The organism is Streptosporangium sp. NPDC020072, assembly GCF_040631445.1.
GTDB lineage: Bacteria > Actinomycetota > Actinomycetes > Streptosporangiales > Streptosporangiaceae > Streptosporangium.
Genome location: NZ_JBEYAB010000009.1, coordinates 144,324 through 168,052 on the forward strand (window position 1 = coordinate 144,324; position 23,729 = coordinate 168,052).

25 protein-coding genes are annotated in these 23,729 nt (G+C 70.7%); 11 read left to right on the plus strand and 14 right to left on the minus strand.

Going from position 1 to position 23,729, the window contains the following annotated elements:
- Window positions 1-2: 2 nt before the first annotated feature.
- Window positions 3-848 carry a LysR family transcriptional regulator gene (locus ABZ470_RS22700; protein ID WP_362913964.1) on the minus strand — a complete coding sequence of 282 codons (846 nt, stop codon included), beginning with the start codon at window positions 846-848 and terminating at the stop codon, window positions 3-5.
- Between the two features lie 69 nt (window positions 849-917).
- On the opposite strand from ABZ470_RS22700, the gene ABZ470_RS22705 reads away from it, so the two are divergent.
- Entirely contained in the window at window positions 918-1,571 is a 654-nt protein-coding gene (locus ABZ470_RS22705; protein WP_362913593.1) for a type 1 glutamine amidotransferase domain-containing protein, read from the plus strand.
- A gap of 316 nt (window positions 1,572-1,887) precedes the next feature.
- Entirely contained in the window at window positions 1,888-2,091 is a 204-nt protein-coding gene (locus ABZ470_RS22710) for a hypothetical protein (protein ID WP_362913595.1), read from the plus strand.
- On the opposite strand, the gene ABZ470_RS22715 is transcribed toward ABZ470_RS22710, so the two are convergent.
- Window positions 2,075-3,040, minus strand: a complete 966-nt coding sequence (locus tag ABZ470_RS22715) for a zinc-binding dehydrogenase (RefSeq protein WP_362913597.1) — start codon at window positions 3,038-3,040, stop codon at window positions 2,075-2,077. The genes ABZ470_RS22710 and ABZ470_RS22715 overlap by 17 nt on opposite strands.
- Before the next feature lie 159 nt (window positions 3,041-3,199).
- Between ABZ470_RS22715 and ABZ470_RS22720 the strand changes: the two genes are divergently transcribed.
- The 5 genes from ABZ470_RS22720 to ABZ470_RS22740 all read left to right on the plus strand — a co-directional run bounded on the left by ABZ470_RS22720 (window position 3,200) and on the right by ABZ470_RS22740 (window position 7,283).
- A complete protein-coding gene (locus ABZ470_RS22720) occupies window positions 3,200-3,595 on the plus strand; it encodes a helix-turn-helix domain-containing protein (protein ID WP_352014400.1) in 396 nt (131 codons plus the stop codon).
- Window positions 3,596-3,854: 259 nt separating this feature from the next.
- A complete protein-coding gene (gene dmpI, locus ABZ470_RS22725; protein ID WP_362913599.1) occupies window positions 3,855-4,040 on the plus strand; it encodes a 4-oxalocrotonate tautomerase DmpI in 186 nt (61 codons plus the stop codon).
- A gap of 188 nt (window positions 4,041-4,228) precedes the next feature.
- Window positions 4,229-4,687, plus strand: a complete 459-nt coding sequence (locus ABZ470_RS22730) for a GNAT family N-acetyltransferase (RefSeq protein ID WP_352014398.1) — start codon at window positions 4,229-4,231, stop codon at window positions 4,685-4,687.
- 372 nt (window positions 4,688-5,059) lie between these two features.
- Window positions 5,060-5,464, plus strand: a complete 405-nt coding sequence (locus ABZ470_RS22735; RefSeq protein WP_362913601.1) for a hypothetical protein — start codon at window positions 5,060-5,062, stop codon at window positions 5,462-5,464.
- Window positions 5,454-7,283 carry a caspase family protein gene (locus ABZ470_RS22740; RefSeq protein WP_362913603.1) on the plus strand — a complete coding sequence of 610 codons (1,830 nt, stop codon included), beginning with the start codon at window positions 5,454-5,456 and terminating at the stop codon, window positions 7,281-7,283. Before ABZ470_RS22735 ends, ABZ470_RS22740 begins: the two co-directional genes overlap by 11 nt.
- A 189-nt stretch (window positions 7,284-7,472) precedes the next feature.
- Here the strand turns inward: ABZ470_RS22740 and ABZ470_RS22745 are convergent, their stop codons facing one another.
- From ABZ470_RS22745 to ABZ470_RS22765, 5 genes are all read right to left on the minus strand, one after another.
- A complete protein-coding gene (locus ABZ470_RS22745) occupies window positions 7,473-8,243 on the minus strand; it encodes an ABC transporter ATP-binding protein (protein WP_352014395.1) in 771 nt (256 codons plus the stop codon).
- Window positions 8,233-9,318, minus strand: a complete 1,086-nt coding sequence (locus ABZ470_RS22750) for an iron ABC transporter permease (protein WP_362913605.1) — start codon at window positions 9,316-9,318, stop codon at window positions 8,233-8,235. The genes ABZ470_RS22745 and ABZ470_RS22750 overlap by 11 nt, the downstream gene beginning before the upstream one ends.
- A complete protein-coding gene (locus ABZ470_RS22755; RefSeq protein ID WP_362913607.1) occupies window positions 9,311-10,390 on the minus strand; it encodes an ABC transporter substrate-binding protein in 1,080 nt (359 codons plus the stop codon). The genes ABZ470_RS22750 and ABZ470_RS22755 overlap by 8 nt, the downstream gene beginning before the upstream one ends.
- A gap of 186 nt (window positions 10,391-10,576) precedes the next feature.
- Complete coding sequence (locus ABZ470_RS22760) at window positions 10,577-11,173, minus strand: hypothetical protein (RefSeq protein ID WP_362913609.1); 597 nt, start codon at window positions 11,171-11,173, stop codon at window positions 10,577-10,579.
- A gap of 82 nt (window positions 11,174-11,255) precedes the next feature.
- On the minus strand, window positions 11,256-12,650 hold the full coding sequence (locus ABZ470_RS22765) for an MFS transporter (protein WP_362913611.1): 1,395 nt from the start codon (window positions 12,648-12,650) through the stop codon (window positions 11,256-11,258).
- A gap of 103 nt (window positions 12,651-12,753) precedes the next feature.
- On the opposite strand from ABZ470_RS22765, the gene ABZ470_RS22770 reads away from it, so the two are divergent.
- Complete coding sequence (locus tag ABZ470_RS22770) at window positions 12,754-13,677, plus strand: helix-turn-helix transcriptional regulator (RefSeq protein ID WP_362913613.1); 924 nt, start codon at window positions 12,754-12,756, stop codon at window positions 13,675-13,677.
- A 20-nt stretch (window positions 13,678-13,697) separates the two neighbouring features.
- Here ABZ470_RS22770 and ABZ470_RS22775 read toward each other — a convergent pair whose 3' ends face one another.
- From ABZ470_RS22775 to ABZ470_RS22805, 7 genes are all read right to left on the minus strand, one after another.
- Window positions 13,698-14,930: an MFS transporter gene (locus tag ABZ470_RS22775; protein ID WP_362913615.1), complete on the minus strand. Its 1,233-nt coding sequence runs from the start codon at window positions 14,928-14,930 to the stop codon at window positions 13,698-13,700.
- Window positions 14,927-15,331, minus strand: coding sequence for a DUF2237 domain-containing protein (locus ABZ470_RS22780; RefSeq protein ID WP_352014390.1), 405 nt, complete (start codon window positions 15,329-15,331; stop codon window positions 14,927-14,929). Before ABZ470_RS22780 ends, ABZ470_RS22775 begins: the two co-directional genes overlap by 4 nt.
- On the minus strand, window positions 15,328-16,854 hold the full coding sequence (locus ABZ470_RS22785; RefSeq protein ID WP_362913617.1) for an amidase family protein: 1,527 nt from the start codon (window positions 16,852-16,854) through the stop codon (window positions 15,328-15,330). Before ABZ470_RS22785 ends, ABZ470_RS22780 begins: the two co-directional genes overlap by 4 nt.
- On the minus strand, window positions 16,851-18,089 hold the full coding sequence (locus ABZ470_RS22790; protein WP_352014388.1) for a DUF1116 domain-containing protein: 1,239 nt from the start codon (window positions 18,087-18,089) through the stop codon (window positions 16,851-16,853). Before ABZ470_RS22790 ends, ABZ470_RS22785 begins: the two co-directional genes overlap by 4 nt.
- 87 nt (window positions 18,090-18,176) lie before the next feature.
- Entirely contained in the window at window positions 18,177-18,869 is a 693-nt protein-coding gene (locus ABZ470_RS22795; RefSeq protein ID WP_352014387.1) for a GntR family transcriptional regulator, read from the minus strand.
- On the minus strand, window positions 18,866-19,813 hold the full coding sequence (locus tag ABZ470_RS22800) for a polysaccharide deacetylase (RefSeq protein WP_362913619.1): 948 nt from the start codon (window positions 19,811-19,813) through the stop codon (window positions 18,866-18,868). Before ABZ470_RS22800 ends, ABZ470_RS22795 begins: the two co-directional genes overlap by 4 nt.
- A gap of 8 nt (window positions 19,814-19,821) precedes the next feature.
- Window positions 19,822-20,523: a hypothetical protein gene (locus ABZ470_RS22805; protein WP_362913621.1), complete on the minus strand. Its 702-nt coding sequence runs from the start codon at window positions 20,521-20,523 to the stop codon at window positions 19,822-19,824.
- Between the two features lie 316 nt (window positions 20,524-20,839).
- Between ABZ470_RS22805 and ABZ470_RS22810 the strand changes: the two genes are divergently transcribed.
- From ABZ470_RS22810 to ABZ470_RS22820, 3 genes are read left to right on the plus strand one after another with little or no spacing between them, the layout of a single operon-like run.
- Window positions 20,840-22,240 (plus strand): nucleobase:cation symporter-2 family protein, encoded by a 1,401-nt coding sequence (locus ABZ470_RS22810; RefSeq protein ID WP_352014384.1) that lies wholly within the window; start codon window positions 20,840-20,842, stop codon window positions 22,238-22,240.
- Between the two features lie 48 nt (window positions 22,241-22,288).
- The gene (locus ABZ470_RS22815) at window positions 22,289-23,506 is read left to right on the plus strand and encodes an aromatic ring-hydroxylating dioxygenase subunit alpha (protein WP_352014383.1); all 1,218 of its coding nucleotides are present in this window, start codon (window positions 22,289-22,291) and stop codon (window positions 23,504-23,506) included.
- A gap of 21 nt (window positions 23,507-23,527) precedes the next feature.
- Window positions 23,528-23,722, plus strand: coding sequence for a ferredoxin (locus tag ABZ470_RS22820; RefSeq protein WP_352014382.1), 195 nt, complete (start codon window positions 23,528-23,530; stop codon window positions 23,720-23,722).
- Window positions 23,723-23,729 lie beyond the last annotated feature (7 nt).

Consider the following 23,729-nt stretch of genomic DNA (forward strand, 5'->3'; position numbering starts at 1 on the left):
GGTCACCAGGAACGTCCCCGTCGTAGCAGGTGGTCGCGGACCGCGACGGCCATGGGGTGAAGCCTTCCCACCCTGGACACCAGGAACAGCGTGTTGATCGGCGGCAACTCGGGCTCCAGCAGGGGGACGAGCAGGCCGCCGGTCAGCTCCGCCGTACACAGGTAACGGGGCAGGACGGTCACTCCCGCGCCCGCGACCACCGCGGCGAGGACCCCGCGCAGGTCCGGGACGACCAGGGCGGGCACGCGCGTCAGACGGGTCCCGAAGACGACCCGCCAGTAACGGCGCAGGATCGGCAGGTTCTCCGCGTAGGCGACCAGGGGAGCCGCCTCAAGCCGGTCGAGGTCCCAGCCGGGGGCGCCGACCAGCACGAACTCCTCGTCGCACAGCGCCTCGGCCGTCAGGGCGGTACCCCTGCGGGGCCGTACGGTGGAGACCACCAGGTCGAGCGTGCCCCCGGCGAGCGTGGTGAGCAGGTCGTCGGCGAGGCCGAGCGTCACCCGCAGCCGCAGCCCCCCGGCGACCATGGGGGCCAGCGCGGGCAGTGCCAGGACGGACATCAGCTCCGCGGGCCCACCGAGGTGTACGGCTCGCTCCGGTACCTCGGTGACGTCGAGTTCCTCAAGCGCGTCGAGCGGTGCCGCGACGCGTCCGGCCAGTTCGTCGGCGGCGGGGGTCGGGGCCATGCCTCGGGGCAGCCGTTCGAACAACGGCTGTCCGAGTGCCCGTTCCAGCGCCCTGACCTGCGCGGTCACGGCGGGCTGCGACAGGCCGAGGTGCTCGGCGGCGCGGGTGACCGACCCTGACCGGTGGACGGCCAGGAAGGTACGCAGCAGGTCGAGTGAGATCAGATTTCTGATGGTAGTACCCGGAAGGCGTTATTGGTCGTCCACGGGGAGATGGGTGACGATCATGGCATGCGTATCGCGATTGTCCTCACCAGCCATGGCGAACTGGGTGAAACCGGCAGGAGCACCGGTTTCTACGTGTCGGAGGCGGCGGAGCCGTGGGAGATCTTCACCGAGGCCGGGCACGAGGTCGAGGTGGTCAGTGTGGCCGGGGGTGTGCCGCCGCGTGACGGCGAGAACGCCGACGACCCGGTGCAGCGTCGTTTCCTCGACGTGCTCGGGGAGACCGTGCGGGTGGCGGACCTGGAGCCGGAGAGGTACGACGCCGTGTTCTTCGCGGGTGGTCACGGGGCCATGTGGGACTTCCCCGGCGACCCCGGGATCGGCCGGTTGACCCGGGGGGTCCACGAGCGGGGTGGTGTCGTCGCGGCCGTCTGCCACGGTCCGGCCGCGCTGGTCGACCTCGAACTGTCCGACGGGAAGCCGCTGGTCGCGGGCAGGCGGGTCGCGGCCTTCACCGGCAGCGAGGAGGAGGCGGTCGGGCTGACCGCGGTGGTGCCGTTCCCGCTGGCCGAGCGGCTGCGCGAGCAGGGGGCCGAGCACGTGCCCGCCGCCGACTTCGCCGCCCAGGTCGTCACGGACGGCCGCCTGGTCACCGGCCAGAACCCGGCCTCGGCCCGTGGCGTGGCCGAGGAGGTCGTACGGGTACTGGCCGGGGAGTGAACAGGCCCTGAGCGTCCGAACGGGGGCCGGCGCCCGAGCGGGGCGGAGAGCTTGAACGGGGCCGGATAGAGGCTGACGCGGGACGAAAGCCGGGAGGGGCCGGGCGGGGCGGGAGCCTGAGCGGGGGCCGCGTGAAGGCTGACGCGGGACGAAAGCCGGGGTCCTGAGCGGGGGTGGGGCGAGCCGTGGTTCGACCCGGGGCCGGTTCGGTGGGGATGGTGGTGCCAGCCCCACCTTCCGGCCTTCCTGTCAGCCCCAATCCAGGTCGGTGGCGGACCGGATTACCCAGGTCCTGGGGTTTTCCTAGGGTTTCGGCATGAACTATTTCCCGGTTCCCCGCAGGCGTTTTCGGGCCGCGCGTGCCCTGCTGTGGATGCTCCTCGCGGTCAGCGCGACGGTCAACGTGGTCTCCAACATGGCCAACGGCGGTGAGGGCAGCACGCTCGGGCTCACCGCGGGGGTGGTCACCGTCGCCTGCGCCGTGGCCCTGACCGTGCGCCACTTCAGGCCGCGTGCGTAGCCGTGCGGTCAGCCCCGCTCGCCGGCGCGGGTTTCACGCGCAGGACGGCCTTGCCACGGATTCTCCGGTCCCGCAGGTCCGCCAGCACCGTGGCGGTGTCCGCCCAGTCCGTCTCACGTCCGATCTCGGGATGGAGCCGCCCGGTCGCGGTCAGCCTGACCAGAGTGGCCAGGTCGGTTCCATCGGCCACGTCGCTGTCGGCGTAGTGGAAGTGGTGCAACCGGGCGGACTCGGGCCCGGCGAAGAAGTCGAAGAAGCTGAAGGTGGCGGGTTGGCGGCTCGCCTGGCCGAACCAGATGAAGGTCCCCCGTTTGGCCGTCTTCAACAGTGCCTTGGGAGCCGAGTCACCGCCGACCGACTCCAGTACGACGTCGAACGGTCCCGTGGCCTCCGCCACGTCGTGCACGACGTCCGCCGCGCCGAGTTCGGTCAGCCGTAGCCCGCGTTCCGGCGAGGCACTGACAGCCGTCACCTCGGCGCCCGAGGCGGCGGCGAGTTCGACGAAGTAGTGACCGACGCCGCCGGAGGCGCCGGTGATCAGAATCCTCTTTCCCAGGACGCCGCCGATCCGCCGCATCAGGCGCAGGGCGGTCAGTCCTGCCAGCGGCAGCGCCGCCGCGGTCACGGCTGTCATCGAGCCGGGCAGTACGGCGAGCGAGGAGGTGGGGACGGCCGCCTTCTCCGCCCACCCGGCGGACGCGGGATGGGCGACCACCCGTTCTCCGACACCCGGTCCGGTCCCGTTGTCGGCTGCCCGCACGACCGTGCCCGCGATGTCCTTGCCCGGCCTCCAGCCTTCACGCGGTCTCGCCAGGAGAAAGAACTCCCCCCGGTTGACCGAGAACGCCTCAACCGCGACCAACGCCTCGTCGGGTTTCGGGCACGGGGCCGCCACGTCGTCGTACCGGACCAGGGAATCCAGGTCGCCGGTGGGCACCAGAGCCTTCATGTGAAACTCCTCCTTCTCCATCCGGCGAGCATTCGAAGTTCGGGAAACCCGCCGACCGGTCTCGGAGTCTAAAAACGGTTTCCCGCTCCCGGAAGTCGGCACTTCGAGGTGGCCAGGGCACCTGGAGGAAACCGAAAAGGCCGAGGCTATGATGTCGCCATGGCAGACAGCTCCTCTTCCCGCTGGAACATGCTGAAGTCCGCCTGCCCGACCCGCGAGATCCTCGACCGCATCGCCGACAAGTGGACGATGCTGGTGATTCTCTCGCTGGGAGAGGAGACCCTTCGTTTCACCCAGCTGCGGGCCAGGATCGAGGGCGTCTCCCAGAAAATGCTGACGCAGACCCTTCGTGGCATGGAGTCCGACGGTCTGATCCTGCGCACCGTCTACCCGACCGTCCCGGTGACGGTCGAATACTCGCTGACCCCCCTGGGCCACAGCCTCGCCAGGACGGTGGACGTGGTGCGTGAGTGGGCCTACGGCCACATCGGGGAGATCCTGCTCGCCCGTCAGGAGTACAACGACCGGGAAACGCCGCGGGTGGGCATCGGCTGAGAGCCGGACGGACCATTTGAATCCTCAGCGCGATTTCCGCATTTCCGCTGAGGCCCGTGAACGGGGCTGCCGGTCTTCGCTGCCCCTCCGACCCGGCAGGAAAACGTCCGGCGACAAAGCCGTTGGGCGGTCACCTGTTCGGAGGTAGGTCACCCGGTGGTGCCCATGGCACCTTTCGGTGCCGTCTTCCGCCCGCGGCTGGCCGTTCGGAAACTGGTGTCGGCTCCGAAATCCGGGGCCGACATCATTGGGAGTAGCCATGCCGGTCGTCACTGTGCTTCAGGGTCCGCGGGACATCGAGCCGAAGCGCGAACTGGTCAGGAGGATCACCGACGCCTTCGTCGAGTCGTACGGCCTGCCGCCGGAGACCGTCCAGGTGTGGATCACCGAGGTTCCCGCGGACAGCTGGGGCGTCGCGGGCACGTTGGTGGTGGACAACAAGTAGGCCCACGGTCCGTACGGCGAGCCGGGCGTTCCGGGACACCGTCTCGATCGCCCGGCACGGCGCCGCCCCCTTCCGGGGAGGAGCCTTCCGCGGCAGGGGAGACGCGTAAGCCCGGACCGCTCTCACCGGCGCGTCGTGACCGCTTTCCCGGAGGGGGAATGTCGGTGGCCGGTGTGAGAATCGGCGCCGTGAGCGCAGGCGTGCGGCTGAGGGCCGTTGTGGAGTCCGATCTGGAGCTGTTCCTTGAGCACGAGCACGACCCCGAGACGGTCAGGCGCTCGATGTTCACCCCCAGGGAGCGTGAGGTCTTCATGCGCCACTGGCGGACGCGGGTCCTGGGCGATCCGACCGTCCTGGTGCGGACGGTCACCGTGGACGGCGAGCCCGCGGGAAACGTCGTCTCCTGGTGGGCGGAGGACAGGCGTTTCATCGGCTACGTTCTCGGCAGGCCGTTCTGGGGCCGGGGCGTCGGCACCGAGGCGCTGAGCCTGTTCCTGGCCCTTGAGAGGGTCCGCCCGCTCTACGCCGACCCGTCGGGCGGCAACACGGCCTCGGTGCGCCTGCTGGAGAGGTGCGGTTTCCGGCGCGTCGACACGGTCCGGTACGGCGAGCACGAGCACGTGCTGCTCGCGCTGCCCGAGGGGTGAGCGAAGGGCCAGGGCGATCCATCGCTATATAGTGTGATATCCGGATATTTCATATCAATAAGCCTTTTTCGCTCTCCCGGGGTCGTCGCCTGGTCGGGGGTGACGCAGGGGAACGGCACCCCGTGATTTCGCTCGCAGCCCTTGTCGTCGCAGGTCATGGGCCGAGCCTCGCCCGCTCCTGTGGAAGCCGGGACGAAAAAGGCTTAATTTATACCGGTGAAAATGGCAAATATGGAGATCCGCATGGAAGCGATCTCTTTTTCCTCTGTGCGGAACCAACCTCACGGCCGGGGCGTTTCCTGAAATAATTCAGCGCGTTGTCGAGTGTCCCTCCGCCCGGCGGGCCGGAGGGCCGACAGGTCAGAGGTGCCGATGGATGCCCTGGTCCAGGTCTCAGGTGGCGACGAGATCACCGAGTTCACCGAACTACGCGGGTGGTTGTCCGCCGAACGCGCCCTGACAGGCGGGGTTCGCGTGGTGCGGCGTCCCCCGGCCGAGGGCGAACTGGGCGGGGTGCTCGACACGCTCGCCGTCGCACTCGGGTCGAGCGGTGCCGGGATGGCCCTGGTCAGGGCCCTGACCACATGGCTGCGGACCCGTCGCGCCGATGTGACCATCACGGTGACCTCTCCCTCGGGGACCGTGGAGCTCAACGCGCAGCGGGTCAGGGACACCGCCGTGCTGTCGCTGCTTGAGGAGATCCTGCGGGACGGCAAGGAGGAGATCCTGCGGGACGGCGGCGAGGAGAAGACCCAGCGGGACGGCGATGAGGGGTGACATCCACGACCGTTCGGGCTCGCGGGCCGTTCTCATCGGTACCTCCGAATACTCCGACCGGCGCTTCCCCCAGCTTCCCGCGGTGGCCAACAGCCTGCGCGGGATGTCGGAGGTCCTGACCGATCCCGAACTGTGCGGCTGGTCCGAGGAACAGGTCGAGGTCTGGCGAGACCCCACCGACATGCGCAGGCTCGTGCAGAACCTACGACGTGTGGCCGAGGAGACCACCGGCGTGCTGCTGGTCTACTTCGCCGGGCACGGCACCATCACCCGGCGCGGGCAGCTGTGCATGATCCTCAAGGACACCGACTTCACCGACACCGACATCACCGGCCTGGAGTTCGAGCGGCTCAGGGAGGTCCTGATGGACAGCCCCGCCCGGACGAAGATCGTGATCCTGGACTGCTGTTACTCGGGCCGCGCCATCGAGGCTCTCTCCAGCACCGTCGTGGACAGCACCGACATCCACGGCGCCTACACCCTCACCGCCAGCGACCACACCGCCCACGTCGTCTCCCTGGACCAGCAGGCGGACACTCCGACCTCCTTCACCGCCGAGCTTCTCGACCTGGTCCGCACCGGAGTCTCCGGCGGTCCCGAGTGGCTGACGATGAACGACATCTACTCCCACCTGAGACAACGGCTGCGTGGACGCGGGCTGCCCGCCCCCAACCAGCGGGGCACCGACACCGCGATCCACCACCCCTTCGTGCGCAACCAGGCCGCTGACAGGTCACCGTCCGTTCGGCCGGTCCCTCCCTTCAGGAAGGCCCCGCCTCTCAGGGTCGGGCGCCGTGCCGTCCTGGCCACGGGTGTCGGCGCGGCCGCGGTCGCCACGGTCTTCGGCGTCGCCGAGGTCGTCAGACGCTTCTACGGCGGTACGGCGGCCACACCGCGTCCCACGAACACACCGAGCCTGAGCGTGACCCCGACGGTCGACAGGAGCGTCCTGACGGGTCACACGGGTGCGGTGAACTCCGTGGCGTTCAGCCCGGACGGGAGAACACTGGCCAGTGGAGGCGCCGACGGCGGCATCCGGCTGTGGAACCCGGAGAGCGGAGGGGCCGTCGCCGTACTGACAGGGCACGCGGGCGCGGTGAACGCGGTGGCGTTCAGCCCCGACTGGAGGACCCTGGCCAGCGGGGGAGCCGACGGCACCGTCCGGTTGTGGGACGTGGCGAACGAGACCACGACCGCCGTCCTGACCGGCCACACCGGCGCGGTGAACTCGGTGGCGTTCAACGCCAGGGGGAACATCCTGGCCAGCGGGGGAGCCGACCGTTCCGCCCGGCTGTGGACCGTGGCGAGCAGGCGCACCGCCGCGACCCTCACCGACCGTCCTGCGGTCGTGAACGCCGTGCGCTTCGGCACCGACGGAACCGTGCTGCTCACCGCCTACGGTGACAACCACGTGCGGTTCTGGAACGTGGGGACCCACGAGAAGATGGGCCTGCTGACGGTGAACGGGATCAGCTCGGTCAACACCCTGTCCGTGAACAGCAAGGGGGTCATCGCCCTCGGCAACAGCCCCGGCGACGTCACGCTGTGGAACGGGAACGGCGGGGGCCACCCGGAGGACCCTCCTCTGCGCACCGGTAACCCCGTCAACGCGGTGGCCTACCACCCCAGGGCAAGGACTCTGGCCGTCGGCACCGGCGACGGCAGGATCCAGCTGTGGGACACCAAGACCCACAAGCACAAGGGGCCGCCGCTCACCGGCCACACCGGTGGCGTCACCTCACTGGCGTTCAGCCCCGACGGCCACACCCTCGCCAGCGGCGGCCTCGACAGAACCATCCGGCTCTGGCGAACCGGCTGAGAAGCCGCCCCGAACCCCACCGCCCCACCCGGATCGGCGACCAAGGCCGCCGGACCGCTCTGAGCCGTGACCAAGGCCGTGGTCGAAGCCGTCCCGGACCATGGCCGGAGCCATCGTGGGAACCGGTGGGAACCCGTGGGAACCCGTGGGGTCACGGCCGGACGACGACCCCACGGGTTCCCGGCGGGCCTACCTCTCCGGGGAGGCCACGGCGATGTGCGGGCGGCCGGTCAGCGGGTGGGGGCCGACGTGCGCCCGCACGCCGAACACCTCCTCGATGAAGGCCGGGGTCAGCACGTCGAGCGGCCGGCCGTGTCCCACGACGCGGCCCCGCCTGAGCACCACGACCCGGTCGGCGTAGGCCGCCGCCTGGTCGAGGTCGTGCAGGGCGGCGAGCAGCGTCAGGCCGAGGGAACGGACCAGGTCCAGCAGGAGAAGCTGGGAGCCGACGTCCAGGTGGTTGGTCGGTTCGTCGAGGACCAGCAGCGGCGCCTCCTGGGCCAGCGCGCGGGCCAGGAAGACCCGCTGACGCTCACCCCCGGACAGCGTGGTCATCAGCCGGTCGGCGGCCCAGTCCATGCCGACCCGCCGCAGCGCGGTCGTGACCGCCTCGCGGTCGGCCGCCGTCTCCCTGCCGAGCGGTTTCCTGCGGCTGTGCCTGCCGACGGCGACGACCTCCTCGGCGGAGAACCCGTCGGCCGCCTGGCCGTGCTGGGGCAGTACCGCGCGGCGCCGGGCCGCCTGCCGGGGACGCATCCCCCACAGGTCCTCGCCGTCCAGCCGTACCACCCCGCCGGAGGGGCGCAGCGACCGGTAGACGGTGCGCAGCAGGGTCGACTTGCCGCTGCCGTTCGGGCCGACCAGCGCGACGAACTCCCCGGGTTCGGCGGTCAGGTCGACCTCGCTGACGATGGGGCGCGCGTCGATGCGCGCGCTGACCCCGGCCAGGTCAAGACGCATCGGAGCCTCCGTTCGTACGGCGGCGCAGCAACCACAGGAAGAACGGCACGCCGAACCCGGTGGTGAACACGCCGACGGGCAGTTCGTTGGGGCGGTCGACGACCCTGGCGGCCAGATCGACCAGCAACAGGAACAACGCCCCCGACAGCAGGGACGTCGGCAGCACACGCCGGTGGTCGGCTCCCACGACGAACCTGGTGCCGTGCGGGATCATCAGCCCGACGAACCCGATGCCGCCGACCACGCTGACCACGGTCGCGGTCAGCAGCGACCCGACCAGCAGCAGTCCGACGCGCTGCGCGGCCACCGGCACGCCGACGGCGACGGCCGCGTCCTGCCCGGCCAGCAGGGCGTTGAGCGCGCGGGCCTGGGTCAGCAGCCACGCCACGCAGGCCACGATGACCAGGGCGGGCACCCCGAGGTCGTCCCAGGAGGCCCCGGCGACGCTGCCCATCAGCCAGAACATCATCCCCTGCAGCTCCGTCGGGTTGAGCTGGAGCTGGACGAAGGTGGTGGCCGCCGTGCAGAGGTATCCGACGGCGACGCCGCTCAGCACCAGCCAGGAGTCGAGCAGCTGCCCGGATCGCTGGGCCAGCACGTAGACCACCAGCGCCGAGGCCATCGCGGCGACGAAGGCGGCGCCGGTGACGCCGAGTGAACCGGCCAGCCCGGCCAGCGCCGTACCACCGAGGGCGGGCACCAGCACGGCGCCGAGGGAGGCCGCCGACGAGACACCGAGCACGTAGGGGTCGGCGAGCGGGTTGCGGACCAGCGCCTGCAGCGCCACCCCGGCCACCGCCAGCCCCGCCCCGGCGAGCGCGGCCAGCAGGGCCCGTGGCGTACGGATCTCCCAGACGACCTGTCCGAGCATCGGGTCGGCCTGGTCGCCGTGGCCGGACAGATGCGCCCAGACCACCTGCCAGACCTGGCCGAAGGGCAGCGTGACCGAGCCGACGGAGACACCGAGCACCAGGGCCGCGACCAGGGCCGCCGCCAGTACGGCGAGCAGCACCCCGGTCGCGGGTCCCGAGATCAGGTGGGGGCGGCTCTTGGCGGGGGTTGCGAGGTCAGTCACCGGGGTGCACCACCCGGGAGATCTTCTCCACGGCCCAGGCGTTGAGCGGGCCGAGGTAGGCGCCGTCGGAGACCACGGTGTAGCTCCTCGACCGGGACGCGGGCCACTGCGGGTAGGCGGCGAACAGCCTGGCCGCCTCCCGCCCGCCGTCCTCCCGGGGGCCGAACAGGCCGACGACCAGGACGTCGACCGGGGCGACGGCCAACTGCTCCCTGCTGAGGGTGCGCGTCATGTCGGCGGTCTGACCGGCGAAGACGTTGACGCCCCCGGCCGCCCTGATCACGTCGTCGTAGATGCCCCCGGTCATCACGGCGGGCAGGCCGTTGGCGTTCATCATGGACATGCCGGGGTAGGCGATGAGCACCCTCCTGGCGGGGCGGCCGGAGACCCGCGCCCGTACGGCCTCGACCCGGGAGCGCAGCTGTCCGACCAGGTCCCGCGCCCGTTCCTGGACGTCGAAGATCCTGCCGAGCAGGCCGATGAACTCGAAGGTGGAGCCGATGGACTGGCCCCGGTAGGCGAGTTTCTCCTCCGGTGTCGCGTCGGGTTTGCCCATGGCGCAGTTGACCGGGTTGACGAGTGAGGTGATCCCGGCGGCGGCGAGCTGCTCGCGGGTGGCGAAGCCGTTCCTGGCCTCGAACCCGCCGGACCAGGTGGAGACGACCAGGTCCGGTTTGAGGTTGAGCACCTGTTCCGCGGGCACGTCGAAGTTCTTGTTCATGGTCAGCCCGCCGGTCGGCAGCGCCCTGACCCTGCCGACCATCGACGGGTCGTCGGAGACGCCGTAGCTCTGCGCGTTGGCCAGGACGTTCCGCTCCAGGCCGAGCAGGACGAAGCTCTCCGCCTCGCCGACGCTCGTCCCGTTGAGGATCAGCACGCGTCGTGGCGGAGCCTGGAAGGTGATCCGCATGCCGCAGTTGTCGAGGGTCAACGGGTATTCCGTGGGGCCGGGGGCCTCGGTGACCCGGGGTTTCGCGGCGGCCGGGTCTCCGCCCCGGGCGCCGCAGCCGGTGAGGGTCAGGGCCGTCGCGAGTACGGCGGCCAGTGGTCTGGTGAGACGGTCGAAGGACATGGGTGTTCGCGCTTTCTGCCGAGGGGAGAGCGCGCGCCGGGGCACCTTGAGCAGGCACGGAGGCCGTACGGAGGAACACGGGAAGCCGCAGAGGAAGGTCGCGGAAGCCGTACGGAAAGGGTGCGCGCCGGCGCGCGGGACCGTGCCGGGCGGCCGTGACGGGCCGTCCGGTGCGGTCGCCGGATGTCAGAGGGCCGCGACCGACGCGGCGCGCGCTCCCGGGGGCCCTCTGCGCACGAGGGCGTGTCTCAGCAGGGTGCGGGCTCGGGGAGCCCCGATCTCCTCGGCCACCGGGACGGTGACCGGGCCGTACGGTTGCGGGGGCGTCAGGATCAGCAGGACCAGCAGGCGCCGCAGCACGTGCCCGGCCAGCTGCCTGGCCAGGGCGCACAGGTTCTCCTCGGCCCAGCGCAGCCACACCGAGGTCGCCACCACGCTCGCCAGGTGCATCAGCGGCATGCCCAGGGCCGAGGTGGCCATGTGGCCCATCTGCCCCGGGGGTGTGCCCGTCGTGTGGTGCGCCACCGCCGCCTGCGGCTCGCCGTAGGAGAGCAGGGCGTGCAGGACGACCTGCGACAGGCCGGTCGCGGGAAGGATGGCGCCGAAGGTCCGCTCACGTCCGGTGAGCGCCAGCGCGACCGGCACCAGCAGCAGGACGCCGCCGGCGGCCGCCGCCGGGTCGAAGGATCCGCCGCCGAGCAGGTGACCGAGCACGGCCAGGGTGGCGCAGGTGACGGCGAACCCCGTCGCGCGTACCCACCTCACCGCCGAGAACGGCCCCATGGCGACAGATCATCTCAGACCACCACGGAGACCACCGCACCGGCCGAGCGAAGCCGGCCTGGACACACCTGTGGAAGGTCCGTCACCGGCGGGGCAGGAAGGCGGCGAACACCGCGGACAGCAGCACCAGTGCGGCGACACCGACGTTCGCGACGGTCGCGGCGGTCGCGGCGGTCGCGACGGATCTGGACGAAAGGGACAGGAACACGGTTCCCAGTCCCGAGACCCCGACGACCTGGCCGAGCTGGGTGACCGTCGACATGATTCCGCTCGCGTTCGCCGCGTCCGCGGGCGCGACATGACGCAGCGCCGCGTTGAGGGCGGGGCTGAAGGCCAGGCCCATACCGATGCCGGACACCACGACGGCGACCTGGTAGAGAGGGCCGGGCGAACCCAGGTGCGCGACGATGACGGCCACCGCGAGGTAACCCGCGGCCGACAGCGTCAGCCCGACCGGGACCATGCGGTGGTGGAACCGGGCGGGGACGCGCCGCCAGTTCAGGCTGGCCGTACCGAAGCCCACCGAGGACAGCACGAAGGCGAGACTCGATCGCAGCGGGGACAGGCCGAGGCCGTCGTGGAGGTACAGCGCCATGGTGAACAGGAAACCGGCGTAGCCGGCCATCATCGAGAAGATCGAGGCGGCGGAGAGGGCCAGACCGGGGGCCCGAAGCACGCGGGCGGGCACCAGCGGGGTCGCCGCGCGGCGCTGGGTGGCGACGAAGGCGACGGCCAGGACGGCGCTACCGGCGAGCATCGCCCAACCCCACCCGGGCCGGCCGAGTTCGTGGCCGAGCACCAGCGGGGCCACCAGCAGCAGTACGGCGGGCGAGAGCGTCAGCAGGCCGGGAAGATCGAGCCCGGTGGTGGAGTCAGGATGGTCGGCAGGCAGCAGCCGTGCCCCCGCCGCCAGCAACACGAGCCCGATGGGCACGTTCACCAGGAAGATCGGACGCCACCCGGTGCCCGCGATGTCGGCACTGGTCAGGACTCCTCCGAGGATCTGGCCGGCGACCGCCGCGCCGGAGAGCACCGTGGAGTAGACGCTGAAGGCCCTGACACGGGCGGCGCCGCCGAGGGTGAGCTGGATCAGGCTGAGCACCTGCGGCACGAGCAGTGCCGCTCCCGCTCCCTGGAAGAGACGGAAGGCGATCAGTTGGGCGGTGGTCGCCGCCAGCCCGCAGGCGAGTGAGGCGACGGTGAAGAGGACGAGTCCGGCCTGGAACAGCCGCCGATGGCCGAACCTGCGGCCCAGCCGTGCCCCGGTGATGAGCAGCATGGCGTACACGATCGTGTGACCGGCCACGACGAGTTGCAGCTCGGCGCCCGAGCTTCCCAGGTCGGCGCGGATGGCCGGGGCCGCGACGGTCACGATGGTGGCGTCCAGAATGGCCATGAACTGGCCGAGGAGGATTACGGCGAGCAGCCCGCCGGTCCTGCCCGCCCTGGCCGAGGACGGTGAGGTGGAGGTGGTCATGGACTTCGAGCGTGGGCGGGCTCCGGGTGTCGCGGCAGAGCGTGCCCATCCTGGTAGCGGGACCACCTGGCAACGAGGATCGGGGCCGGGGCAGGATGGAGAGGTGTCGTCGAAGAGCAACCGGGCCCGGCGCCGCAGTGAGCTGGCGACGTTCCTGCGCAGCCGGCGCGATCGCATCACTCCTGATGACGTGGGTCTCGCCCCGGGGATACGGCGTCGCACGCCCGGTCTGCGCCGGGAGGAGGTGGCCCTGCTGGCCGGGGTGGGGGTGACCTGGTACACATGGCTGGAACAAGGTCGGCCGATCAACCCCAGTGTCGCCGTGCTCGACGCGATCGCCCGCACGCTCCGCCTGGACCACGCCGAGCGGGATCACCTGTACCGGCTCGCCGGTGTGCCCGCGCTGCCTCCCTTGGAGGAACACGGCACACTCGACCCTCAGGTTCAGCTCATCCTCGACACGCTCGATCCGCTGGCCGCGGCCGTGTACTCCAGCCGCTTCGACCTCCTCGCATGGAACACCACGTTCAGAGGGCTGTTCCCCGCCTTCACGACCGCGGCGCCCGAGTCGCGCAACGCCATCTGGGAGCACTTCACCAGCCCGCCCTGCTGTAACCCGTTCGTCGACCCCGTCGCCGAGGTCAGGCCCATGGTGGCCATGCTGCGTGCCGCCTTCGGCCGCCATCTGACCGAACCCGCCTGGACGGGGTTCGTCCACCGGTTGTCGGTGGAAAGCCCTGCGTTCGCCCGCATGTGGAGCACACACGACGTCGCCGAACCAGGCCCGCATGTCAAGGTGCTCCACTACGAGGAGGTCGGTGAGATACGACTGACCACCACCACGCTCATGGTGGTGGGCGCGCCCGAGGCCCGGCTGGTCGTCTACACGCCGGTGGGGGAGCGGTCACGGTGCCGGCTGGCCCATCTGGCCGCCCATCCGTCCGTGCACTGTTCGCTTCCCGCCCACCGGCACGCGCGTTCCGGCGTCCTGATCGAATCCGGCCTCGCCACGGCCGAGCCTCGCTGACCTTGAGGCGGGGGCCGTCACTACCCAGGGCGCAGGGCCGCCAGGCGTCGCCGGCCGAAGCCGCTGGCCGCGACGCCGACGCAGGCCGCGCCCAGCGCGACCAGGAAGGCCGCCAGCGGGCCGTACCGGTCGGCGAGGGTGCCGGACAGGAAGGCGCCGATCGCGTAACCGATGACGACGGAGGAGGTCAGCACGGTCATGACCCACGAGATCCGCTGCACCGGGACCGTCATCTCGGCCTGGGTGTAGGCCGTGACGAGGATCGGGGCGATGGTGACGCCGGGCAGCACGATCAGCAGGCCCAGCGGCCACAGCCCGCCGATGTTCAGCCCGCCGACGATCGCCAGCGGCAGACTGAGGACGGCCAGCAGCGCGAAACCCGCCTGGAGCCTGCGGGCGAGCGGGAAGGAGGCGGGCAGCATCGGGACGAAGACCCCGGCCAGGGCGCTGCTCAGCCCGAGGATCGCGTAGATCAGCCCGGCGGCCCCCTCCGAGCCCGCGTCGACCGCGCGCCAGGTGACCCCGGCCTGCACCGAGCCGAAGTAGCAGCCCAGACCGGTCAGCCCGGCGGCGAGCAGGAACACCGGGACGCGCCGCACCGGAGCCGTGGCGGCTCCGTCCCGATCCTCGTGCCGGGTGACCATGGTCGCCGTCGGGTGCAGGGCGAAGGACACACAGGCCGTGGCGGTGAGCGCCGCCGCCATGAGCACCGCCGTGCGGGGGGAGGTGACCGTCGCGATGATGCCGACCAGGGCGGGGCCGAGGACGAAGGCGAACTCGTCGCTCGTCCCCTCGAAGCTCATCGCGGTGGGGAAGCGGTTCAGGGACAGCTTCCCGCGATGGACCAGCGCGGTCCAGCGGGCCCTGGACAGCGGCCCCACCTGCGGTACGGCGGAGCCCGCGACCACCGCGGAGGCCAGCGCCGCCCAGGTGGGCGCGTCCTGTTCGACGCACACCACCAGCAGGACGAGGGCGGCGGCGTGCAGCAGTGCGGCGACCAGCCCGGTCGGCCGGTGGCCGTACCGGTCGGCGGACCTGCCGATGAGCGGTCCGCCGGTGGCCTGCCCGATCGCGAAGGCCGAGGCGGTGGCGCCGCCCAGTGCCAGCGACCCGGTCGCCCCGCTGACCAGCAGCAGCGAGCCGAGCTGGCCCATGGAGGCGGGGATGCGGCCGAGCAGGGTGATCGCCAGGTACCACGGGCCGGTGGTCGCGGGCAGGGCGGCGTAGGCGCGTAGCGCGTTCCAGCGGCTCACGGCGTGTCCGGGGTTCGTCCGTCCGAGGCGCGGAGGTCCACGCCGTACTCCATCAGGACCTCGCGGGGGATCACCTCCAGGGCCCTGACGTTGGTCGCCGCGAGGTTCACCGGGCAGGCGTGACCGGCCAGGTAGGCCTCGTACCACTTGGCGGCGATCACGCACCAGTGGTCACCCGGTTTCAGCCCGGGGAAGGCCAGGTCGGGCCGGGGGGTCGCGATGTCGTTGTCCACCGTGGACTGGAAGGCGATGAAGCCCTCGTCGACGATCGCGCAGACGGTGTGCCCCTTGGGGTTGTCGGGGCCGGTGTGGCAGTGGCCGTCGCGGCGGTAACCGGTGATCGGGTCGAAGCCGCAGGCCTCCAGCGGCTCGCCGAAGACGTTCAGTGCCTGCTCGGTCATCGTTGGCTCCCGGTGGTTTCGTGGTGCGGCGGCACGGGGCAGCGGAAGACGCGCTCGGCGAACTCGGCCGCGACCCGGGCCAGGCGGGCGTCGGCGCCGGGCCGTCCGACCAGCAGCATGCCGACCGGCAGCCCGTCGACGAATCCGCACGGGACGCTGAGCGCCGGGTGCCCGGTGAGGTTGAAGACGCAGTTGTTGTCGTGCATCTCGAAGGGGAGGTCGGTCTCGATCACGGCCTCGCGGGGGTCGGCGGGCAGCGGGTGCGGCGGCATCGGGACACTCGGCAGGACGAGGAGGTCGACCTCCCGCAGCGCCCGGTCCACCTGCTCGCGCAGCCTCCGGCGCAACTGCTGGGCGTAGGCCATGACCTTGCCGTGGGTGGCGTCCCGCAGCAGGGTGGCGCCGACGAGCGCCAGCACCCCGCCGACCGGGATGTCCTCCGGACGGTCGGCGACGGCCCGGCCGAAGGTCTCCCCGAAGTTCGGGTGGTAGGGCCCCTGGTGGTTGTTGCCCTGCAGCCGTGACTCGAAGACGGTGGTCAGGCCGCCCTCGATCGAGATGGGCAGGTGGATGTCCCTGCCGTACCGGTGCAACGGCACCGAGACATCTGACACGGTCAGCCCCAGTTTCTCCAGCGCCCGCGCGGCCCCGCGGACCACGTCGTCCAGGCGCGGGTCGGAACGGCCCGGCCAGCCGAACCCCTCGGTGAGGACTCCGGCCCGCAGCCCGGCCACCTCTTCGGCATACCCCTCGGCGTACGGCCCCGGCACGGCCGCCGCCTCAAGGAAGGCGACCAGGTCGGCGGCGTCCCTGGTCAGCACGCCGATGTGGTCGAGTGTGCGCTCGGTCGGCATGGCGCCGTCGTAGTCGACGATCCCATAGGTCGGCTTGAGTCCGAGGACGCCGCACCAGGCGGCGGGGTTGCGGACCGAGCCGCCGTGGTCGGTGCCGACGCCGTAGTCGGCCTGCCCGGTGGCGACCAGGACCGCGGCGCCGCTCGACGAGCCGCCCGCCGACCGGCTCGGGTCCCAGGGGTTGCCCACCGGGCCGTGCGCGCTGGTGAAGCTCGACCCGGAGTAACACAGGTCCTCGCAGACCGACGTGCCGACGATCACCGCCCCGGCGTCGCGCATCCGGCCGACGACCACCGAGTCCGAGCCGGGGACGAACCCGGCCATGAGGCGGCTGCCCAGGGTCATCGGCACCCCGCGCACCGCGACGGACTCCTTGACGGTCACCGTCCGCCCGGCCAGCGGCCCGGTTCCCGGCGTTTCGGGGTCGTCGATCCGGTACAGCCAGGCACCGTGCGGGTTGTCCGGACCGCGCGGCACCCGGGTGACCGCGACGGGCGGCGGTTCCGGGGCTTTGGAGGCGCGATCCTCGGCCGCCAGGTCCCGGACGCGGCCGTAGGCGTCACGCATCCGGTCGATCGCCGGGCCGAGCCTGCCGACCAGCCCGGGGTCGAGGTTCCACCGGCCCGCGACGGCCTCCAGGTCAGCTGAGGTGAAGGAAGGGAGGCTCACCCGCGCCGCTCCGTTTCCTCCGTGAGCGCCTGGCTGGCCGCGACGAACGGTTCGATCGGGATCGAGGTGATCCCGGCGCCGACCCGGCCGCGTCCCGGCTCCCGGTGGGCGAGGCCGTTGTTGATGACGGGTTCGACGCCGAGGGCGCGCACCCGGTGCACGTCGATGCCGAGCGGGGTGCCCAGGAAGTCCTCGGCCGGGATGAGGAACCGCTCGCTCGTCCCGGCGCACAGGGTCCGCATGCGCCGGGTGATCCCCTGGGCCAGGGCCATGTCGCCGCCGACGAAGGACATGATCGCGGGGGCGGCGGTCATCGCGAGGGCGCCGAAGCCCGCGGTCTCGGCGATCATCGAGTCGCCCATGGTCGGGGTGACGTCGTCGAGGGTCGCCCCCTCGACGAGGACCGGGTCGCCGACCGGCGAGGGCACGGTGAACCAGCGGTCGCCGAGGCCGCTGACGCGGATGCCGAACTCCCGCCCGTTGCCCGCCATGGTCGTGACGATCGGGCTGCCCGCGATGCCGCTCGCGGTCAGCGTGACCGCCTTGGCCGCCGAGATCGCGAAGGGCAGCGCGAAGTGCCCGTTGCCCGCGACGAAGGCCACGACCTCCGCCAGGTCCTCCCGGTCGAGGCGGGAGCGCAGCAGGCCGGGGGTGAGCGTGACCAGCAGGGCCGCGCTGGTGGCCACCAGCCGGTTGTGGCAGTCGTCGCCCCGGCGCAGCCCCTCGGCGACCAGGGCGATCAGGTCGAGCGGCTCGGAGTTCGCCACGGCCTCGTCGAGGGCGGGGGCGAGCACGTCGCCGAGCCGGCGCAGCCGCGCCAGCGTCACCTCGTCGTACGACCCGTAGCGCATGGCCCCGCCGATGCCCTCGTTCAGGGGGGAGAACGTCCGCAGCCCGCCGGCGGTCTCGGCGACCACGACGGGGGTGCCGGGGGTGACGATGCCGGCCATGGCCCCCACGGCGCCGGCGTCGTGGCAGGGGCTGATGCTCACCTCGCCGTGGTCGATGATCGCCTCGGCCTCGGCGACGGACCCGGCCTCCTTCTCCAGGAGCAGGCCCGCGATGATCCCGCCCCGCATGGGCCCGGGGATGTCGGCCAGGGCGATCGGCGGTCCCGCGTGCAGGAAGTGTCGTGGCCCGACCTGGTCGGTGGCGTCGCGGGCCTTGCAGACGCGGCGCAGGTGGACGTCGGTGCCGTTCAGGGCGTCGAGTGTCGCCCGGGTCGGATCGGACATGGCGGTGCTCCTGATATGTGGGAAGGCGAAGGCACGGCGGGGTCGCTCGCCGTGGGGGGAAACGCTGTGTGGATTTCTCGAACAGGCCTAGGCGGAGGGGGCCTGGTGCCGCTCGGCCAGGAGCTTGCGTACGATCTCCCGGTTCAGCCGGGCGTGCCTGCGCGCGTGCTCGGCGGCCAGGTCGGGGGAGCCGGAGGCGATCGCCTCGAACCAGGCGGAGTGCTCCTCGAACAGGTCGTGCGGGTCGCCGGTCTGGCGCAGCAGCCAGTGCAGACGTCCCTGGAGGGGTTCGAGCACGGTCTGCAGGAGGACGTTGTGGGACAGCTTCAGGATCTCGTCGTGGAAGGCCTCGTTGGCCTCGCCGAGGGCCACCCGGTCTCCGGCGTCGAGGGCCTTGCGGCCCCTGGCCAGGGCGTTGCGGACCCGCCGCAGCTCGGCCTTGGTCGCCCGGGTCGCCGCCTGCTGGCTGGCCAGGACCTCAAGGGCCTCCCTGACGTCGAACAGCTCCTCGACGTCCTGCTCGGACAGCTCGACGACGACCGCGCCCCTGCGGGGGACCGTCCTGACGAACCCCTCGGTCTCCAGCGCCCGGATGGCCTCGCGCACCGGAAGCCTGGAGACGCCGAGCTGGGCCGCGATCTCGGTCTCGACGAGCCGGGTGCCCGCGGGGTAGACGTCGTCGATGATCCGCTGGCGCAGCTCGTCGCGGACGCGGTCCCTGAGCGGCTTGTAGTCGGCGTCGATGTCGAAAGAACCCGGCGCGTCCGGCTGCCTGCTCACAGGGTCGTCTCCCCGGTGTTCGGTCTCGGCCCGGGACCGTCGCCGACGGGCGCCGGACGCTCGGTCTCCTCGAAAGGATAACGCCGCCGGAAGTCGTCGGCCGCCGCGTCGAAGGTGGTGAACTCGACCCCGGGAAGGCCGAGCCAGTCGTCGAAGAGCCGTTCCAGCATCATCAGCACCTGGGGCCGTCCGGAGACGTCGGGGTGGAGCGTCATGGGGAACACCGCGTAGTCCAGCTCACGGTAGACCCAGTCGAACTGGTCGCGCCACAGCTGCTCGACGTCGCGGGGGCTGACGAAGCCGTGGCTGTTGGCGGACTTCTTGACGAACATCATCGGCGGCAGATCGTCGACGTACCAGTTGCCGCAGAACTCGACGAGGTCCACCTCGGTGCCGTGTTTGAGGGGTTTCATCCAGTCGGTGGCCTGTCCGGTGTAGTCGATCTTCGTCCACTCGTCGCCGACCCGGGCGTAGAAGGGGTGGAAGTCGTTGTAGTTCTGCGAGTGGTCGTAGGAGAAGCCGAACTCCTTGAGCAGGCCCGCGGTGTTGGGGCTCATCTCCCACCAGGGGGCGACGTAGCCGCGCGGGGGCCGTCCCCACAGGCGTTCGACCAGCTCGACGCAGCGGCCGAGCACGTCCCGCTCCTGGTCGGGGGTCATGTCGATGGGGTTCTCGTGGGAGTAGCCGTGCGCCCCGATCTCGTGCCCCGCCTCGGCGACGGCCGCCATCTCGGTGGGGAAGGTCTCGATGGAGTGGCCCGGGATGAACCAGGTCGTCCGCAGGCCGTACCGCTCGAAGAGCTGGAGCAGGCGTGGGGTGCCGACCTCACCGGCGAACACGCCGCGCTGGATGTCGTTGGGGGAGTCCTCGCCGCCGTAGGAGCCGAGCCAGCCGGCGACCGCGTCGACGTCGACCCCCACGAGGATCTTTATGTCCTTGGCCATGCTTTTCCTCATCTCTGGGCGGCGAGCAGCTCGCCGTACCCGGTGATCGGAGTGGTGTCCCCGGCCAGGACGAGGGCCCGCCACAGGGTCGCCGCGACGCTGTCCACCACCGGGACGCCGTACCCGGCCTCCCAGCGGGCGGCCAGGTGCGCGGCGCGCACGTTGGTGCACACCACCGCGACCGCGTCGCAGCCCGCGGCGGCGAGCCCGTCGAAGGCCGCGTCGAGCTCGGCGTCGCCGATCAGCGCGAAGTCGTAGTTGGTGGTGCGGCCGAGGTGGCGGGCCGCCCGCACGGGAAGGCCCTGCTCGGCGTAGTTCACGGCGATGGCCTCCCCGACGTCCGGTGTGTACGGCGTGAGCAGGCCGGGACGTTCGGACCCGAAGGCCCGCAGCGCCGTGAGCATGGCCAGGGTCGAGGTGGTCGCGGGGACGCCGGCGACCTCCTCCATGGCGCGGCACAGGCGTTCGTCACGGCCGGGGCCGAGCCACGAGCCCGAGGTGCCGTTCCAGGCGACGACGTCCACGCGGGCGTCACCGAGGAGTCTGGCGGCGTCGGTGAAGGCGTCCTGGTCGAACTGGCGGGTGTCGGCCGGATCGAGGCTGATGCTCGTCACCCTGATCCGGGTGAAGTGGACCGAGACGTCGTTCCTCGCGGCCAGCAGGGCGCCGGTGACGGGTTCGACGACGGTGTTGGAAGACGGGGCGATCATGCCTATCCGCCGGGCGGTCGGCTGCACTGTGCCTCCGCTCAGAGGGGTCGATTAGGGATACGGTATACAGAATCCTAAGAAGTGGTCCGTAGGAAAACAAGTCGTTGACACTGGTATAGGTCGCGCTTAATCTCCATATACCGCTAACCGGATACCCACTGTAACGGCGCTCTGACGGGCCACCCCGGCCGTCGGACCAGCGAGGATTCCCGCTCCGGCGGGCATCGAACACGTCTGCCCATAGCTCCGGATCATGGCCACGTCGACGCCGCCGGAGGGACCAGGGCGCGTTCCACTCAGTGCCCAGGAGACCGTCGTGTCACCTACCGTCCGCGCACCCCAGTCAACGGCTTCGGACCGCCATCCGGTAGACGAAGTCCTGCCCATCCCCCAGTTGTTCTTCTTCGGCCTGCAGCACATGTTGATCATGTACGCGGGCTGCGTGGCCGTCCCGCTCGTGCTCGGAGCGGTGCTCAAACTCGACACCCACACCATCGCGCTGATCGTCAACGCCGACCTTCTGGTGGCCGGAATCGCGACCATCATCCAGAGCGTCGGCCTGACCCGCTTCTTCGGCATCCGGATGCCGGTGGTCGCGGGGGCCTCGTTCACCTTCCTCACCCCGATGATCCTGATCGGCTCCGAGTACGGCCTGCCGACCATGTACGGCTCGATGATCGCCGCCGGCGTCTTCGGCATCCTGGTCGCCAGACCGTTCTCCAAGGTGCTGCGGTACTTCCCGTCCCTGGTCACCGGTTGTGTGATCACGATCATCGGGCTGTCGCTGATCAAGGTGAGCGCGGACCTCATCATCGGCTCCGACCCGGCCGCGGCGGACTACGCGAGCGTGCGGTACATCCTGCTGGCCTTCGGCGTCGTGGCGATCATCGTCCTGGTGAACCGGATCTTCGGCGGGTTCGTCCGCAACGTCTCCGTGCTCTTCGGACTCGCCATCGGCGCGGTGATCTCCTGGTTCATGGGCCTGGCGGACTTCTCCTCCGTCGCCGGGGCCAAGTGGTTCGGCTTCTCCACCCCGCTGCAGTTCGGCGCGCCGGAGTTCCGGATCGTTCCAATCATCGCGATGTGCGTGGCCATGCTGGTCGTCTTCAGCGAGATGACCGCCTGCGTCCTGGCCATCGGGGACGCCGTCGGCAAGAAGGTCACCGACAGGGACATGGCCAGGGGCCTGGCCACCGACGGCCTGTCCTCCCTGCTGGCCGGGTTCATGAACTCCGTACCGGACTCCACCTTCGGCCAGAACGTGGGCCTGATCAGCCTCACCAAGGTCAAGAGCCGCTACGTCATCACGGTCACCGGAATCCTGCTGGTGATCATGGGAGCCATTCCCAAGCTCGGCGAACTCGTCGCCAGCCTGCCCGGACCCGTGATCGGCGGCGCCGGCCTGGTGATGTTCGCGATGACGGCGGCCGTGGGCATCCAGATGCTCCAGAAGGTCGAGTACGAGGGCAACCAGAACCTGCTCATCGTCGCCGTGGCACTCGGCGTCGGCATGCTGCCGGTCGTGGTGCCCACGATCTACCAGAAGTTCAGCCAGGACACCCAGTTCATCCTCGGCAGCGCGATCACGGCCACCGTGTTGGTGGCACTGCTGCTCAACCTGCTCTTCAACCACCTGTTCGTCCGCGGGGAGACCCGCAGGGAAGAACCACCCGCCGAGGCACCCGAACTCGCCGAAGCCCAGGAGGGCACGGCCTGAGTCCCACGCCCCGGCGTCAGCACACACGTACCTAAGGAGCACCACGTCATGGGTCAGGCGCCCGTCTCAGCGAACCTCCGGCGAATCCTCAAGGTCATCGAGGACGGCTCCCACGACATGGCCACCGGGTGGAACCTCCCCCGGGAGTGCTACGTCGATCCGGAGTTCTACGCCTTCGAGCAGGAGGCCATCTTCATGCGGCAGTGGCTGTGCCTCGGCCGCGTCGACGAGATCCCGAAGCCCGGCGACTTCGTCCGCGTCGACATGGGCGACGAGCCCCTGATGATGGTCCGTGGCAAGGACATGGAGATCCGGGTCCTCAGCCCCATCTGCGCGCACCGGGCCCACCTGGTGTGCGAGGGGTCGGGGAACACCGGCAGGCTCTTCCGCTGTCCCTTCCACGCCTGGACCTACGGGCTGGACGGCAACCTCATCGCGGCGCCCTCCATGAACGACACCGTCGGCCTCAAGAACCTCAAGGGAGAGGCCTACCTCCCCTCGCACCGGGTCGAGATCTGGAACGGCTTCGTCTTCACCAATCTCGACCCGAACGCGAAACCCCTCGCGCCCACCCTCACCAAACTGACCGCCGAGCTGGAGAACTACCACATCGGCGACATGGTGAGCATGCCGGTGGCCGAACTGCGCGACAACCCCTGGAACTGGAAGTCCCAGCTGGAGAACGGCATCGAGCCGTACCACAGCGCCTATCTCCACGGCATGCTGCACGACTTCGCGCACGTCAGGCTGACCAGCTTCGTGGAGATCAGCCCCGACGAGGGCGCGATCTACCATCCGACCGGCTTCTACCACGCCGACGCCGGATTCAACCCGACCACCAAGGCGCTGCTGCCGATCATCCCGACCCTCGGCGAGAAGGAGCGCAACCAGGTCATCTTCGCCTCGATCCCCCCGAACCTCGGCTTCGGGGCGGTGCCGGAGGGCCTGTTCTACTACCTCGTCCTGCCCGCGGGACCCGAGCACATGAACCTGCGCATCGGCCACCTCTACCCGGAGGAGTCCACCAAGCACCCGCGGTTCGAACAGCTCTACAAGATCGCCCAGGACGGCCTCGTCCTCTTCCACCAGCAGGACGCCAGCTCGGACGCCTCCCTGCAGAAGGGCATGCGCTCCCGCTTCCGCCGTCCCGGCCGCTACTCCTTCCAGGAGGAGTCGCTCCTGCAGTTCAACCAGTGGCTGCTGAAGCGCTACCAGGACTACGTGGACCTGGTCGAAGGCGCCCCCGAACCCTCGGCCACCCGCTGAACTCCCGAGTGAGGAAACACCGTGAAAATCTCTGTCGACCGAACCCTGTGCGACGGTAACGGCGTGTGCATGGGCATCGCCCCCGAGGTCTTCGACATCGACGACGACCTGAACCTGCACATCGTGGACGAGATCCCCGACGACCCGGCCGTCCAGGCCCAGGTCCGGCAGTCGGTCACCTCCTGCCCGGTCCTCGCCCTGTCCCTGGAGGAGTGATCGACCG

Bases quoted from the DNA above. Each gene is read 5' to 3' on its own strand.
- ABZ470_RS22705 (WP_362913593.1), top strand. From the start codon at position 918: ATGCGTATCGCGATTGTCCTCACCAGCCATGGCGAACTGGGTGAAACC.
- ABZ470_RS22710 (WP_362913595.1), top strand. From the start codon at position 1,888: ATGAACTATTTCCCGGTTCCCCGCAGGCGTTTTCGGGCCGCGCGTGCC.
- ABZ470_RS22715 (WP_362913597.1), bottom strand. From the start codon at position 3,040: ATGAAGGCTCTGGTGCCCACCGGCGACCTGGATTCCCTGGTCCGGTAC.
- ABZ470_RS22720 (WP_352014400.1), top strand. From the start codon at position 3,200: ATGGCAGACAGCTCCTCTTCCCGCTGGAACATGCTGAAGTCCGCCTGC.
- dmpI (WP_362913599.1), top strand. From the start codon at position 3,855: ATGCCGGTCGTCACTGTGCTTCAGGGTCCGCGGGACATCGAGCCGAAG.
- ABZ470_RS22735 (WP_362913601.1), top strand. From the start codon at position 5,060: ATGGATGCCCTGGTCCAGGTCTCAGGTGGCGACGAGATCACCGAGTTC.
- ABZ470_RS22740 (WP_362913603.1), top strand. From the start codon at position 5,454: ATGAGGGGTGACATCCACGACCGTTCGGGCTCGCGGGCCGTTCTCATC.
- ABZ470_RS22745 (WP_352014395.1), bottom strand. From the start codon at position 8,243: ATGCGTCTTGACCTGGCCGGGGTCAGCGCGCGCATCGACGCGCGCCCC.
- ABZ470_RS22755 (WP_362913607.1), bottom strand. From the start codon at position 10,390: ATGTCCTTCGACCGTCTCACCAGACCACTGGCCGCCGTACTCGCGACG.
- ABZ470_RS22760 (WP_362913609.1), bottom strand. From the start codon at position 11,173: ATGGGGCCGTTCTCGGCGGTGAGGTGGGTACGCGCGACGGGGTTCGCC.
- ABZ470_RS22765 (WP_362913611.1), bottom strand. From the start codon at position 12,650: ATGACCACCTCCACCTCACCGTCCTCGGCCAGGGCGGGCAGGACCGGC.
- ABZ470_RS22780 (WP_352014390.1), bottom strand. From the start codon at position 15,331: ATGACCGAGCAGGCACTGAACGTCTTCGGCGAGCCGCTGGAGGCCTGC.
- ABZ470_RS22790 (WP_352014388.1), bottom strand. From the start codon at position 18,089: ATGTCCGATCCGACCCGGGCGACACTCGACGCCCTGAACGGCACCGAC.
- ABZ470_RS22800 (WP_362913619.1), bottom strand. From the start codon at position 19,813: ATGGCCAAGGACATAAAGATCCTCGTGGGGGTCGACGTCGACGCGGTC.
- ABZ470_RS22805 (WP_362913621.1), bottom strand. From the start codon at position 20,523: ATGATCGCCCCGTCTTCCAACACCGTCGTCGAACCCGTCACCGGCGCC.
- ABZ470_RS22815 (WP_352014383.1), top strand. From the start codon at position 22,289: ATGGGTCAGGCGCCCGTCTCAGCGAACCTCCGGCGAATCCTCAAGGTC.